Origin of the sequence: Pyrinomonas sp. (assembly GCF_040289685.1) — a bacterium.
Classification (GTDB): domain Bacteria; phylum Acidobacteriota; class Blastocatellia; order Pyrinomonadales; family Pyrinomonadaceae; genus Pyrinomonas.
The window spans coordinates 14670-28476 of the sequence record NZ_PSLQ01000046.1 but is presented as its reverse complement, the minus strand read 5'-3'; the positions used below and the strand labels follow the sequence as shown (position 1 = coordinate 28476).

General features: G+C 61.5%; 16 protein-coding genes. 11 read left to right on the top strand and 5 right to left on the bottom strand.

Features of this window, described 5'->3' with window-relative positions; translation table 11 throughout:
• Positions 1 to 550: PRC-barrel domain-containing protein (locus tag C4334_RS10430; RefSeq protein WP_352432025.1), on the bottom strand; the 550-nt coding region annotated here is incomplete at its 3' end.
• Between the two features lie 228 nt (positions 551 to 778).
• On the opposite strand from C4334_RS10430, the gene C4334_RS10425 reads away from it, so the two are divergent.
• From C4334_RS10425 to metK, 6 genes are all read left to right on the top strand, one after another.
• A complete protein-coding gene (locus C4334_RS10425) occupies positions 779 to 997 on the top strand; it encodes a hypothetical protein (protein ID WP_352432024.1) in 219 nt (72 codons plus the stop codon).
• Between the two features lie 103 nt (positions 998 to 1100).
• A complete protein-coding gene (locus C4334_RS10420) occupies positions 1101 to 1784 on the top strand; it encodes a phosphoribosyltransferase (protein WP_502943435.1) in 684 nt (227 codons plus the stop codon).
• A gap of 424 nt (positions 1785 to 2208) precedes the next feature.
• Complete coding sequence (locus C4334_RS10415; RefSeq protein ID WP_352432023.1) at positions 2209 to 3942, top strand: ATP-dependent DNA ligase; 1734 nt, start codon at positions 2209 to 2211, stop codon at positions 3940 to 3942.
• A 79-nt stretch (positions 3943 to 4021) separates the two neighbouring features.
• A complete protein-coding gene (locus C4334_RS10410) occupies positions 4022 to 4969 on the top strand; it encodes a universal stress protein (RefSeq protein ID WP_352432022.1) in 948 nt (315 codons plus the stop codon).
• Positions 4970 to 5045: 76 nt separating this feature from the next.
• On the top strand, positions 5046 to 5495 hold the full coding sequence (locus C4334_RS10405) for an HIT family protein (RefSeq protein WP_352432021.1): 450 nt from the start codon (positions 5046 to 5048) through the stop codon (positions 5493 to 5495).
• A 247-nt stretch (positions 5496 to 5742) separates the two neighbouring features.
• Positions 5743 to 6852: a methionine adenosyltransferase gene (gene metK, locus C4334_RS10400; RefSeq protein ID WP_352432020.1), complete on the top strand. Its 1110-nt coding sequence runs from the start codon at positions 5743 to 5745 to the stop codon at positions 6850 to 6852.
• A gap of 112 nt (positions 6853 to 6964) precedes the next feature.
• On the opposite strand, the gene C4334_RS10395 is transcribed toward metK, so the two are convergent.
• The 3 genes from C4334_RS10395 to C4334_RS10385 all read right to left on the bottom strand — a co-directional run bounded on the left by C4334_RS10395 (position 6965) and on the right by C4334_RS10385 (position 9417).
• Entirely contained in the window at positions 6965 to 7417 is a 453-nt protein-coding gene (locus C4334_RS10395; protein WP_352432019.1) for a DUF2231 domain-containing protein, read from the bottom strand.
• 172 nt (positions 7418 to 7589) lie between these two features.
• Entirely contained in the window at positions 7590 to 8597 is a 1008-nt protein-coding gene (locus tag C4334_RS10390; RefSeq protein ID WP_352432027.1) for a zinc-dependent alcohol dehydrogenase family protein, read from the bottom strand.
• A 115-nt stretch (positions 8598 to 8712) separates the two neighbouring features.
• Positions 8713 to 9417 (bottom strand): Crp/Fnr family transcriptional regulator, encoded by a 705-nt coding sequence (locus tag C4334_RS10385; RefSeq protein ID WP_352432018.1) that lies wholly within the window; start codon positions 9415 to 9417, stop codon positions 8713 to 8715.
• A gap of 153 nt (positions 9418 to 9570) precedes the next feature.
• On the opposite strand from C4334_RS10385, the gene C4334_RS10380 reads away from it, so the two are divergent.
• The 3 genes from C4334_RS10380 to C4334_RS10370 all read left to right on the top strand — a co-directional run bounded on the left by C4334_RS10380 (position 9571) and on the right by C4334_RS10370 (position 11218).
• On the top strand, positions 9571 to 9888 hold the full coding sequence (locus C4334_RS10380; RefSeq protein WP_352432026.1) for a cupin domain-containing protein: 318 nt from the start codon (positions 9571 to 9573) through the stop codon (positions 9886 to 9888).
• Between the two features lie 297 nt (positions 9889 to 10185).
• Positions 10186 to 10824, top strand: a complete 639-nt coding sequence (locus C4334_RS10375; protein WP_352432017.1) for a DUF4149 domain-containing protein — start codon at positions 10186 to 10188, stop codon at positions 10822 to 10824.
• Positions 10825 to 10990: 166 nt separating this feature from the next.
• Complete coding sequence (locus C4334_RS10370) at positions 10991 to 11218, top strand: DUF3565 domain-containing protein (RefSeq protein WP_352432016.1); 228 nt, start codon at positions 10991 to 10993, stop codon at positions 11216 to 11218.
• Between the two features lie 193 nt (positions 11219 to 11411).
• On the opposite strand, the gene mazG is transcribed toward C4334_RS10370, so the two are convergent.
• The gene (gene mazG, locus C4334_RS10365; protein ID WP_352432015.1) at positions 11412 to 12230 is read right to left on the bottom strand and encodes a nucleoside triphosphate pyrophosphohydrolase; all 819 of its coding nucleotides are present in this window, start codon (positions 12228 to 12230) and stop codon (positions 11412 to 11414) included.
• A 252-nt stretch (positions 12231 to 12482) separates the two neighbouring features.
• Here mazG and C4334_RS10360 point away from each other — a divergent pair, with 252 nt between their 5' ends.
• Together C4334_RS10360 and C4334_RS10355 are read left to right on the top strand one after the other, a co-directional pair.
• Positions 12483 to 12983 (top strand): DUF1844 domain-containing protein, encoded by a 501-nt coding sequence (locus C4334_RS10360; protein ID WP_352432014.1) that lies wholly within the window; start codon positions 12483 to 12485, stop codon positions 12981 to 12983.
• A 36-nt stretch (positions 12984 to 13019) separates the two neighbouring features.
• The gene (locus C4334_RS10355) at positions 13020 to 13787 is read left to right on the top strand and encodes an MBL fold metallo-hydrolase (protein WP_352432013.1); all 768 of its coding nucleotides are present in this window, start codon (positions 13020 to 13022) and stop codon (positions 13785 to 13787) included.
• Positions 13788 to 13807 lie beyond the last annotated feature (20 nt).

Genomic DNA, 13807 nt, shown 5'->3' with positions numbered 1-13807 from the left:
GGCATACCCTCTTCCACTGGTGGCCTGTGTTTAAGGAATCAGCATGAAAGGGTATCAGTTGGACCGTCGCCGCATCGGTCGCTAGGTACCCGACGTCGGCCCAGTCGATGACCTCCACCGGGCGTTTAGTGGCGACCAATCCAGCGGGCGCGAGCCGTCGGAGCAGCCCTTGCAAACTGACATCGACGCCGGTGACGCGCCATTCGCCGCCGACATCGAGCAGCAGGACGTCGTTGACGCGCACGACGCGCTTGCCGTGAACGTCGATCAACTGCTTGTCGAGCACGTCGCGCGCTAGCAACACCTCGCCTTCGCGTCGCGCAAACGGGCGCAGGTCGAGCACATCTTTGGTCAAGCGCGCCCCTTGTTGGTTGAGTTCGGCAAGATGCGCACGTGGTAGGAAGAAGTTGCGCCGTCGGTAGCGCGCCACCAGCCCAGTCACCGGCGGGTGGTCTTCGCCAAGGCGCACGATCACGTCCTTGATCGTCGCCACGCGCTCGCCTTCGCGATCGCGTATGGGACGACCCAGAATTTGCGAGAGGTAGAGCATCGGTTGCTTGTGCGTTCAGAGAATCGTAAAAGCCGATGATAACACAGAAGTCACGCGCCAACATGCTCGCTCGATGCGAGGCCAGCGGTCGCTTCCGCGAGGACCAAAGAGGCCATGCGTCGCTCGAACTTGGTCGCGTGCCGGAAATGGCCTATCATGTTGACGGGCGCTAGAGCGAGAGCCTTTTCCCGAGGACGCGAGCCGTCGAAAACCGAAGGGGGAATCGTCATGCCCAAACTCAGATCAGAATTGGATGCCGACCGCCAGCCGGAGAGGGGGCCGACCATGAGCCCGACGACCGAGAACCGCTATGAACTCCTCTGCCCGATCTGCGGGCAGAAGTTCTACGTCGATGCCGCTTCTATCGCGCGTGCGCGCGAAGCGGCGAAAATGGGCCTTGACATCCCTTTCCGTTGCCCAGATTGCGAAGATACTGAGAGTTTATAGCTCACCTCGGGCGGCATCTTCTCGAGCCTGCGGGGCGGTGCGCAAACTCAAGCCTTTCCGACGATCGTTTGAGCTTCACTGCATCTGAAAGCGGGTGGCGAAGATGATTTTGATGCGGTTCCGCGATCGAAAAGAGGCTGGGCGCCTGTTGGCGGAAAGGCTTGCGCCGTATGCGGGGCGACCTGATCTCGTCGTGCTCGCTCTGCCGCGCGGCGGCGTGCCTGTTGGTCGTGAGGTCGCGCGCGCGCTCGGCGCGCCGCTTGATGTCTTCGTCGTGCGCAAGCTCGGCGTTCCGGGTCAAGAGGAGCTGGCCATGGGCGCGATCGCTTCGGGCGGCGTTCGCGTCCTCAACGAAGACGTAATCACCTACCTCGGGATTCCGCCCGAGGTGGTCGATGCCGTAACGTTACGCGAACTGCGCGAACTCGAAAGGCGCGAGCGGCTTTATCGCGGCGCGGCTCCGCCGTTGCGCGTCGCCGGGCGAACGGTGATCCTTGTCGATGACGGTCTGGCGACGGGAGCGAGCATGCGCGCGGCGGTGGCGGCGCTTGGACGCCTGCATCCGAAGGAGATCATCGTCGCCGTTCCGGTCGCCGCGCCTGCCACGTGCGAGAGTTTTCAGCGCGAGATGGGCGTCGAGTGCGTCGCCGTGATGATGCCGGAGCCTTTCAATGGAGTGGGCCAGTGGTACGAGGACTTTTCGCAGATGAGCGACGATGAGGTTCGCGCCTTGCTCGAAGAGGCGCGCGAAGATCTGTCCGGAGAATCGAGCCGAGATCGCCCTTGAGGAGAACCAAGGCTTCAGCCGGTCGCGCGCATGAAGGGTGAAGAATCGGATCGAGATCAAACGTGAAGAGTCGTAACCGCGTCGGACGCAGGAGACTGAGCGGATGAAGAGCCGAATCGAGATCGCGCGTGAAGCGGTATTTCGTGATTCGCTCATCCGTCGCGTCGCTGCGTAAAAAGATGGGGCACCCGAGATCGCGCGTGAAGCGCGCGATGCGGCGTGCCTTTTCCGCTCGGCTAAGGCCAACGCGACGCGCAGCGAGGGGGGATGACCTCGGCCGATTTCCGCGCTAGTGCGTTGCAGAGCGCGCCATTCGGCGCCGCGTTTAAGTTCGGTCACGGCAGCCGGAACGGAGATCGGGTTGCGCGCCGGTCGAACTCGGAGAAGCCATTCGACCGATTCAATTGCTGGTCCAGTTTGCGGGATGAGATTCGATCAGCTAGCCGATTTTTTCGAGAAGCTAGAGGCAACCACCGAGCGTTTGCGCATGTACGACCTGCTCGGTGAGTTGTTCGCGCGCGCAACGCCCGAGGAAACGGCAGAGCTCGCTTATCTTTGCGAAGGCCGATTGCTTCCGGCTTTTACGGGCGTCGAGATCGGCATGGGCGAAAGGTTGGTTGCGCGAGCCATCGCGTTTGCCGCTGAAGTGGGAGAGCAAGAGGTCACAGCTCGATACAAGAAGCTGGGCGACCTCGGCGCTGTTGCCGAAGAGCTGCTCCCGGCGCGCCGAAGCGCGTTGGAGATCGCAGACGCCTACCGTAGATTGCTCGACATCGCGCGCACGAGCGGCGCGGGAAGCGTCGAGAAGAAGGTACATCTGTTGGCCGAACTGCTCCGCCGCGCTTCGCCGCGCGGCGCGCGTTACCTCGTCCGTTTCGCGCTCGGGCGAATGCGTTTGGGGATCGGGCCCCCGACCATCATGGAAGCGGTCGCGCGACAATTTCCCGACAGCAAGAGGGCGCGCGCGCTGATCGAGCGCGCTTACAACCTCTGCTCCGATCTCGGCTTGGTGCTGCGGACCATGCGCGAAAAGGGATTAGAGGCGCTGGCGCGCTTTCGCGTGCGGGTCGGCAATCCCGTGCGCATGATGCTGGCGGAAAGGTTGCCGAGCGCCGAGCAGATCATCGCGCGACTGGGGCGATGCGCGGTGGAGGCCAAGCTCGACGGGTTTCGCTGTCAGGTCCACTTAAACGGCGATGAGGTGGAGATCTTCTCGCGCAACCTGGAACGGACGACGGCCATGTTCCCTGACATCGCCGAGGCGACCAGAAAGCAGATTGCGGCGCGCAAGGCGATCATCGAAGGCGAGGCTGTCGCCGTGGACGAAGCGACGGGCGAAGTCCATCCGTTTCAGGTGACGGTGAAGCGCAAACGCAAGCACGGCGTTGAAGAGATGGCGCGCGCCTTCCCGTTGACGCTCGTCGTCTTCGATCTGCTTTACGCTGATGGCAAGGATTTCACCCCGCTCCCTTACGAAACCCGGCACGAAAAGATGCGCGAGGTCGTCGCGGCAGCCGGAAGGATTCAGCACGTGGAACGGATCGTGACGGCGAGCGTCGAAGAGTTTCAACGTTTCTTCGATGATCAAGTCGCGCGCGGCATGGAGGGCGTGATCGCCAAAAAGCTCGACGCGCCATACATCGCCGGAGCGCGAAATTTCAATTGGATCAAGCTCAAACGCGCCTACCGCGGGCGACTCGAAGATACGGTTGATGTCGTCATCGTCGGCTACTTGCGCGGGCGCGGAGCTCGCGCGCGATTTGGTATCGGCGCTTTGTTGACCGCCGTTTATGATCGCGAAGCGGATCTGTTTCGCACCATCGCCAAAGTGGGAAGCGGCCTTTCGGAGCAAGAGTGGATTGAACTGCGCGAGAAGCTCGACCGCATCGCGGTGAAGGGAAAGCCGGCGCGCGTTGACTCACGTCTCGTGCCGGACGTTTGGGTCGAGCCGCGCTATGTGGTCGCGGTGCTGGCCGACGAGATCACGCGCTCGCCCGTGCACACTTGCGCTCAAGATGAGAGCGGCGTCGGTCTGGCGCTCCGTTTCCCGCGCGTGGTCGGCGGCGTGCGCGAGGATAAGTCGCCCGAGGACGCAACCACCGTCGAAGAGATACGCCAGATGTACGCGACGCAGAAGCGGCACAGGGTCGCTTCTTGAAGTCGGCGCGCCGCCGTTCGCCCGCGCTTGGCGCGCAAGCATCGGGCCGATCATAAGAACGTTATTCGAGGAGACGAAGATGAGGATCTTGATCGGGTACGATGGTTCGGAATGTTCCGAGGCAGCCTTGGAGGATTTGCAGCGGGCCGGATTGCCGACCGATGTCGAAGCGGTGGTGATGACGGTGGCTGACGTCTGGCTCTGGCCGGAAGATGAAACGACTTCGGATAGCGACGTTCTAGGAATCGAGCGCGCGCGCGAACATGCGCGCCGCGCGTTGCGCGAAGCGCGCGAACTCGCCGCTCGCGCGAGCGAGAGGCTGCGTTCGAGGTTTCCGGAATGGAAGGTCGCGACGGAGGCCGTGGGCGATTCGCCCGCGTGGGCGCTCGTCAAAAAAGCCGATGAGTGGGAACCGGACTTGATCGTCGTCGGTTCGCACGGCCGAACGGCCATCGAACGGTTTGTGCTCGGGAGCGTTTCGCAGAAGGTCTTGTATGAGGCGCGATGTTCGGTGCGCATCGCGCGGCGTGCGCTGCGCCCTGCCGAAGATACGCTTCGCATCATCGTTGGTGTGGATGGCTCGCCGTCGTCGCAAGCCGCGCTTGAGATGGCGGCAGCGCGCGCTTGGCCGGAAGGCACCGAGATACGTGTCTTGAGCGCCATCGATGGCGCGCTCTCTCTGGGCGAATCCTTCGCGCTGCGTTGGATTGCGCGCGACGATGAACGAGCCGTCGAACAGGCGCGCGCACAACTAGCGGCGCTGATCGAACCATTGTTTGCCGGACGCGGTTGGTCGCCGACCGTGATCGTGCGGCGCGGCAGCGCCAAACGAGCGTTGGTCGAAGAAGCGGAGAAGTGGCAAGCGGACAGCGTCTTTGTCGGCGCGCGTGGGTTGCGCACGCGCGAAAGGTCGTCGCTCGGAAGCGTCGCTTCGGTCGTCGCCTCGCGCGCGCCGTGTTCGGTGGAAGTGGTGCGCAAAGAGCGCATCGCTTCGGCTGGATCAACCGGGGCGGGCCTTGCCCTTTAGGAACTCAACGATTCGGACGTTGCGGATCGAAGGCGGCACGAGACGGAGCGCATCTTGAAGATTTCGAGCGCCATTCATGAGAGCGGAAAACAGTTGCATCTTTTGCCAGATCGTTGCGGGACGAAAAGAGGCTGAGATCGTCTTCGAGGACGAAATGACGCTCGCTTTTCTAGATCACCGTCCGCTTTTTCCGGGGCACTGTCTTCTGATTCCAAGGGAGCACTACCGAACGCTGCTCGATCTTCCGCCCGGCCTGCTGGGGCCGCTCTTCGAGCGCGCGCAGTTGCTTGCGCGCGCCATCGAAGAAGCGCTCGCCGCCGAAGGACTCTTCCTCGCCATCAACAATCGCGTTAGCCAAAGCGTTCCGCATCTTCACGTCCATCTCGTGCCGCGGCGGCGCGGCGACGGTTTGCGCGGCTTCTTTTGGCCGCGTCGTCGCTACAAAGATCGGGAAGAGGCACAGCGAACGCAACAGGCAATCAAGACGCGGATTGAAGGACTACAGAAGGCGCGACCTCGCTGGTGAGTCTCGATGGGAGCGTCGGAGAGACTCTTTCGATCAACGCGAGCCGAGCGGCGCGCTTTTCGTTTCACCACGCGGGATCTTCTCAAAACCGCTTCGTGCTGTGACGACCAAAGGGATCTCCATGTTCGTGAAATTCCCTCCAGTTCGGAGGCTGATCTATCATTCGTCGCGTGATATTTCCTCCGGTTTGAGTGTTGATCTATGATTTGCGCTCAAATCCAAAACTTCAACGAAACCGAGGACGGTCATGAAGAGGGCTTGGCTGTTCACCTCCGAATCGGTCGCCGAGGGGCATCCCGATAAGGTTTGCGACTACGTCTCGGATTCGATTCTGGATGCGTATTTGGAGCGGGATCCACAAAGTCGCGTCGCTTGCGAGACGTTGTGCAAAGGCGGCACAGTGGTGCTCGCTGGCGAGATCAGTTCGGCGGGCGAGGTGGATCACGAAGCGGTCGTGCGCCGCGCCGTCGGTGACATCGGCTATACGGACGAAGGCGAACCGTTCAACGCCATGGGGCTGCGCGTCCTGCAGTTGATCAGCAAGCAGGCGGCGGAGATAGATCAAGGCGTCGATCCACAGAAGAACTTGGCTGGCGAGCAAGGGGCTGGCGACCAAGGCATCATGTTCGGCTACGCTACGGATGAGACGCCGGAGCTGATGCCGCTGCCGATCGTGCTCGCGCACAGACTGGCGCGCACGCTGGCCGAAGACCGACATCGCGGGCATCCTTCATGGTTGCGTCCCGATGGCAAGACGCAGGTCACAGTGCTTTACGAAGCCGGAGAGCCGAAAGAGGTGACGGATGTCGTCATCTCGACGCAACATGCGGCGTGGGTTACACAAGACGAGATACGCCACTACGTCGTCGGCGATCTCGCGCCGCGCGCGCTCGGAGAGTGGTTTCACGCGCGCATAAGATTCAACGTCAACCCGACCGGCAGCTTCGTGCAAGGTGGCCCATCGGTCGATTGCGGCGTGACGGGGCGCAAGATCATCGTCGATACGTATGGCGGCATGGGGCGACATGGCGGTGGGGCTTTCTCCGGCAAAGATCCTTCCAAGGTGGACCGAAGCGGTGCCTACTTCTGCCGCTGGATCGCGCGACAGTTGATCAAACAGGGGTTGGCGAGCAGGGCCGAAATCCAAGTCGCGTACATGATCGGCGTGGCGCATCCGGTTTCGGTCAAGGTCGAAACCTTCGGCACGGGCGACGAAGACGCCGCCGCGGAATTCGTCGCGCGCTTCGACTTTCGCCCCGCCGCGATCATCGAACGGCTCGATCTGCTACGTCCGATTTACCGTCAAACGACCAACTACGGCCACTTTGGCAAACCTTGGCTCCCTTGGGAGGAGTGAGCGCGCATGGTGGCCGCGCGGCCAAGTGACTGCGGCGTCGCTGGTTCGGCTATAGGCCGGGGACGCCTTGCAGTGGCCACGAAGACTTTCAAGTCGACGCGCGTTGGGACGACTAACGCGATGCGGTCGGACGTATCTCCGTATGGCGCACCTGCCCGCCGAGATTGGCTGTATAACCGGCGAGCGCGGTGCAGATCAACGCGAAAAGCAGCACGGCGAGCGCCGCGCGAGGCGAAGGTTCGGGCGCCTTGCGCCAAGCGAAGAGCACGGCAACGGAGGCGAACGCGAGAAGTTGCATGACGATCAACGTGATCGTCCCCATCCTTTCGTGCGCTTCGATGATCTCTTCTGACGCTTCAGGAAGCTTTTCGACGATCCCTTCCGCCGCGTTCCCCGTCAGATAAACGGGGATCGCCGCCAGCGCACAGCAGAGCAGAAAGACGAGGGAGACCCTCTGAAATTGCGCGTTCTTCAAGAAGATGGCGACGGCCAACAGGATCGCGGAGAAGAGGGTGCCGAGGACGGGAAGATGATTGAGCAGCAAGTGCCAGTGGGCAGCGTTCATGTGCACGGTTTCTCCTCGCAAAGTCTTTAGCAGAAGACGCTGAAGAGCATAACCACACGCACGTTGAATGGTCCAGTCTTCGCGCCCTGTGCTCGAGCTTGAGGTGCAGTTCGAGCAGGGGACTCGTTTGTCGGTTGCGGCGGAACGGTGTTGCGGGGCGCACGGCGGTGCCTCATTGCATGACGAGCACTCCGGCGCCGCGGATAGCATCGTTTTTGAGCGCGAGCAGAGCTTCGTTAGCGTGGTCTAAGGGAAAAGTCTGCGCGTGTGTGCGGACGGGCACCGTGGCGGCTTCGGCGAGGAATTGGCGTCCGTCGTCGCGCGTGTTGTTGGCGACGCTGACGATGCGCCGCTCACCATAGAGCAACGAGTATTCCAGCGGGGGCGTAGGGCTCATGTGTATACCACCGAGCACGAGCGTCCCGCCCTTATCCAGCGCGCGCAAGGCAACGGGGATGAGTTCGCCGGCGGGCGCGAAGATAATCGCCGCATCGAGCTTAACCGGCGGCTGGTCCATGACGCCACCGGTCCATGTGGCGCCGAGTTCAGCGGCCAGTTTCTGGTGGCGTTCCCGATCGCGCGTCATGACATAGACCTCAGCCCCTCGCGCGCGTGCAATTTGAATGCAGATATGTCCCGCCGCGCCGAAGCCGTAGATCCCCAAACGCGCGCCGCGCCATCCGCCTCGCCGGTCCAGTTCGGTCGCGCGCAGCGCGCGGTAACCGATGATGCCAGCACAAAGCAGCGGCGCCGCTTCGAGATCGGTGAACCCTTCCGGCAGCGGATAGACGAATGACGCCGGAGCGACAGTTAGCTCGGCGTATCCGCCGTTAACGGTCCAGCCGGTGAACTCGGCAGCATCGCAAAGGTTTTCGCGCCCCGAGAGGCAGAAGCGGCATCGGCCACACGTCCGGTGCAACCATGCGATGCCGACGCGTGCGCCGGGCGTTAAGGGTGCTGCGGCGCGCTCCACACGCCCGACGATCTGGTGGCCGGGGATGATGGGTGCGCGCCGAAGAGGGAGTTCGCCTTCGACGATGTGAAGATCCGTGCGGCAGATAGCGCAGGCGGAGACCCGCACGAGCACCTCACCCGCTCCAAGCACAGGCAGGTCCACTTCGGCTGCGCGCAGAGGACGTCTTTCAACAGGCGCTGGATGGTCCAGCATCATGGCGCGCATCTTTTCCGACATGATCTTTCTCCTCGCTTTTGAACCTTCGACCGCATCGCTCGCCAAGCGAGTCGTGCGTCTCTTTCTGATCGCCGTGGTTCAGAATTCAAACCGAGTCGCCCGTTCACGCTTGGCGTACGATGAACGACTCGGCGCGCAAAGCCAGTCCTCGTTCGTCCAGCACGGTCAGACGTCGCCCTTTGAGTTCGATCAAGCTTTCGCGTTGCAGCCGCGCGAGAGCGCGCGAGACGACTTCGCGCACGGTTCCGATGCGCGCGGCGATCTCTTGATTGGTCAGGCGGAGTTCGACGCTGAGTCCGCGTGCAGTTCTCACCCCGTACCGCTCAGCTTCTTCGAGCAAGAAGGCGGCCAGCCGCTGGTCCACTCCGCGCAAACTCAAACGTTCGATCAACGCCGCTGTGTGGCGAAGTCTGCCCGCCATCGCTTTGAGCGCGCCCAAGGCGATGCACGGATGTTCGCGGCAGAGTTTCTTGACGTCGCGCTTATCGATGAAGAGGACGAGCGTATCTTCTTCGGCGACCGCATTCGACGGGTGCGGGCCGTCGTCGAAGACGGGAACCTCGGCGATGGTGCTTCCGGCGCGCTCGACGTGAACGGTCTGCTCGCGTCCGCTCAAGCTTTCTCGGTAAGCGCGAATGGCGCCTCGCACGATGACGTACAAGCCGCGCGCCTCTTCGCCAGCGACGAAAAGCGTCTCGCCCCGCCGCAAGCGACGCTCCACCGCGTGTTCGGCCAGATCGCGCAGCGCATCTTGTGGCAAGTCGCTGAAGAGTTTCGTCCGTCGCAAGGCTTCGAGCTTGTCCGTCATCGTCAAGCAATATGATCCTCCACCGCGCCGTTCATCTTCAAGTCGCGCCGCGCCCTGCGTGATTTAGGTCACTGCGCGCCATGCTTCGTGCGAAAGATGATTGGGCTTCGTTTCATCCGAGACGAAAGAAGCTTTTTCGTAAAGGAGCTGGTGATGCAGCGGATCAAGCTGAACGAGTTGGAGCAAGGCGAAGAGGGGAGGTTGCGCGTCGCCGAGGTGTTACGCTGCGGGCGCGTGCGCGTGCTGCTGTTGACGCTCCCTCCGGGAGCGGATGTGCCGTCACATCGTCATGATGGTTGGGACGTATTGCTTCAACCTCTGCGCGGGCGCGCTGAATTGGAGCTCGATGGCGAAAAGCACGTGCTAGAAGTCGGTGAGGTCGCTTGTGTCGATGGCGCGAGCACATTTGCGCCGAGAAACCCAGGCCAAGAGAGCCTCGCGCTGTTGGTCACGCTCGTGCGCCGCGATTAATACCGGCGAAGATCATCGGTCCGATCTCGCGTTCAAAACGCTGGCGCCGCTTTGGTCTCGGCGCACCAAGACCCGCGGTCGCGCTTTGGAGCTGTCGCTCGATCATCTTCGTCGAGGTTTCCCTCTCGAACACGTTGAAGCGCGACTCTCCTCTTCAACGCCGAGGCCGGGGGGCACTGCCCGCGGCTTGAACGCGCAAGGTCGCTTTGCCATCGAAGCTAAGGGACGCAAAATTTGGAGTGTGTGTTTGATAGGACAAAAAAGCTCGCAAGGTCGTTTTGCCATCGAAGCTAAGGGATGCAAAAGGCACTAGGTCTTCTCGTCGTTCGCGGCGAGGACCGCCTTCTGCCGCCGTTGGTCGGTATGCATTTTCGCTTCGCGCGCGACGGCGGACTGTTTTATGATCTTCGGGCCTTTTCGCGTTTGGCGCGTGGACTTCGGTTCTCGATGGAGCAGCGGGCGATGATCGAATGGTTTCTAGTCTTTCTGCGTGATCTTGCCTTGATAGCATGGTTGGGCGGGCTTGCGGTGATCGATTTTCTGGAGGCGCCGATCAGGTTTCGCGTGCCGGAGATAGATCGCAACCAGTCAGTTGCCATCGGCAGAAGAGTTTTCGCCGCGCTCAACTCATTGGAACTATGCTCCGGCGCGTTGATCCTAGCGGCCACAGCGCTTCTGGTGCTGCGGACCGATGTTGGCGCCAACGAGCGCGTCGCTTTCGGACTGGTCGCGTTGATGTGGCTCGTAGTGCTGTTTCAGTTTTTCTGGCTTCGCCCGCGAATGTCACAGCTTGCCCGAGGGTTGGATTTGGTCAATCGGCGTCCGGATGACGCGCGCTACACGCAAGTCGGACGCCTACATCGCATCTATGTTGGGTGCGACCTCCTGAAGATCGCGCTGGGAATCGTCGTCGTCGCGTTGTGGGTCAAAGTTTGATCGACTCGCGTTGCAAGCAGCGCGGGGCGTTCGAGAACGGTCTGGTCAATGGCTCGCCAAGATCTGAGTTGGCTCGTGCCGAATTCTCTCAACCGTTCGCCTGTCGTTACGTTTTGATGAGGCGTGGCGTGCGAGGGAGCAGAGTCTGGGAACCGGGGAAAGCGCGATGAAGCGCCGAATCATCGGTTTCGAACTGGATGAAGAAGGCGATTGGCGCGCCGTGCTCGACTGCGGCCACCGGCAACATTTGCGTCACCGCCCGCCTCTCGTTTCACGACCATGGGTTTTAACCGAAGAGGGGCGCGTTTCGCGCCTCGGCTACGAACTAGATTGCAGACGATGCGACGAAGAGATGGACAACGGGGCGACGGAAAATTTCGGATCGGGCGCTTGAGATGAACCTGCTTGGCTCACCTCTCTGTTGTTCGACGCTAGCGACGGAAAATTTCGGATCGGGCGGTTGAGATGAACGGGTGCTTGCGGCGCGCTACCCGACCGCGATTTGCCGCAACCGCTGATGATGATGCGACCTGTCTCGGCTTTTTTGTCGGTTCCCTCGTAGATCGTCAAAGGCGCGACTGCGCGAGCTATTCCGGTCCCTCGGCGCTTTTGGCCTGCTGCCAGATCTCTTCCATCTCCTCGACAGTTGCTTGGTTTAGGTCGCGCTCGCGACGCTTCAACTCTTCTTCGATGTGGCGAAAGCGTTGACGAAACTTTTGGTTGGTTCGTTTGAGCGCCGTCTCCGGTTCGACGTCCAAATGGCGCGCGATCTGCACGAGCGCAAAGAGCACATCGCCGATCTCTTCGCGCACGCGCTCACTGGGCTGCTGTGCGCAAGATTTGATCGCCTCGCGCAGCTCTTCAAGCTCCTCGTGTAGCTTTGCGAAGACATCATCGAGGTTCTTCCAGTCGAAGCCGACGCGCGCCGCCTTGACCGAAATTTGATGCGCTTCCATGAGCGCCGGCGCTTTGCGCGGGACGCCATCGAGAATCGACGCCGACTCATCGGCATCGCCGCGCGCGCGTTTTTCCTCGGCCTTGATCGCCTCCCAATTGCGCAACACTTCTGCTGCGTCGCGTGCCTGCATGTCGCCGAAGACGTGCGGGTGACGCCGGACCATTTTGTCGTAAATCGCGGCGATGACTTCTTCGATGGTGAAATCCCGACGTTCGCGCGCCACTTGCGCGTAGAAGACGATTTGAAAGAGCAGGTCCCCAAGCTCGTCGCGCAGTTTGAGCGGGCGCCCCTTTTCAGCCTCTTCGACGGCTTCGAAGGCTTCGTAAGCCTCTTCAAGCAGCATCGGTGCGAGCGTCCCGTACGTTTGCTCGCGGTCCCACGGGCAACCTTGCGGCGAGCGTAAACGCGCCATGAGTTGAACGAGATCGGCGAAGGAAGCGGGCGACATCGGGTTGGATTGTACGAGATTGAACTCGAGTCGCGCAAATCTGCCCTTTGAGCCGAAGGTCGGTCAACGATGAGGCTCCCGCCGTTTCGCTGTCCGACGGGATCTTCAACCCATCCGTTTGTTCATCGCCGCGCGCTTGAAGGCGTCTTCGCGGTCTGTTGCGCGCGAGCGATTCTTGCGGCAACGTAAACCTTGGTGCTACCATTCACCTTTCCGTTTGATTCAGCCGAAAACGGAAGGATTGGCATAGAGATGGCAGACGAGCTCAAGGAGCAAGACGGAGAACGCCCGACTTTCAAGGTGACCGATCGGCGCATCTTCAATCCCGATGGCACATTGCGGGAGGGCGTGCAGTTGGAGGAGCCGAGCCAACCGCAGACTGCGCCCGCCGAGGAGAAACGAGCCGAAGCGCAAGATGAGGGGCGGCAAGAGAGCGTGCCGACGGGCGATCCGCGCGACTTCATCGAACTCGTGATGTTCATCGCTTCGCCAGCAGCAGCGGCGTTGGGCCTGGACCCGTCCGGAATCTCGCAGGGCATAGACCTACAGTTAGCTAAACACTGCATTGATCTGCTCGGAACGCTGCAACGCAAGACGCAAGGGCGACTCAGTTTGCAAGAACGACAAGTGCTCGAAGACGTACTCGCGCAACTGCGCATGCAATATGTCGCCCTGTCGAGCGGTGGCCGACGCTCGGCTGCTGGACCGAAGCGCGGCGGTGGATTTTCAGGGAGCGACATCACTGGCAGGTAAAGAAGCGGTCTTCTTGGCGACGCGGCGGGCTGCACGATGAAGCTGACCTTCCTCGGCACGGGAACGTCAACGGGCGTTCCCGCAATCGGTTGCGACTGTGAGACGTGCGTTTCCGCCGACCCGCGCGATAAACGACTGCGCGTCTCCGTGCTGATCGAACACGCTGGAAAGAGGCTGCTCGTTGACACTTCGCCCGATTTCCGTCAACAGGCGTTGCGCTACCGCATCACACGCTTGGATGCGGTGTTGATCACGCACACGCACGCCGATCACATCTTCGGCCTCGACGATGTACGCCCGCTTAATTTCCGTCACGGCGCGCTTGCGGTCTTCGCCAGCGAACATTCTTGGCGCAACATCAGACGTATCTTCCAGTACGTCTTCGAGCCGTCGCACTTTGGCGGCGGACTGCCACAGATCGTGCCGCACGTGATCGAAGCGGGCGCGCCGTTCGACTTCAGCCCCGAATTGCACGTGCTCCCTTTGCGCGTGATTCACGGTCGGTTGCCGGTGCTCGCCTTTCGTTTCAACGATCTCGCTTACGTCACGGACTTGAGCGAAATGCCGCCGGAGACGGCAGCCGCGCTCCGCGACCTGGATGTGCTCGTGCTTGGCTGTTTGCGCTTTCGCACGCATCCGACTCACTTGAACGTCGAACAAGCGCTCGCATTGATCGAGGAGCTCAAGCCGCGGCGCACTTATCTAACGCACATTTCGCACGAGATCAAACACGCGCGCGACGCAGCCGCGCTGCCGCCGCACGTCGAACTCGCCTACGACGGTCTCGAGGTGGAGAGCGGCTGATCGAGCGCCGAATTTCTAAA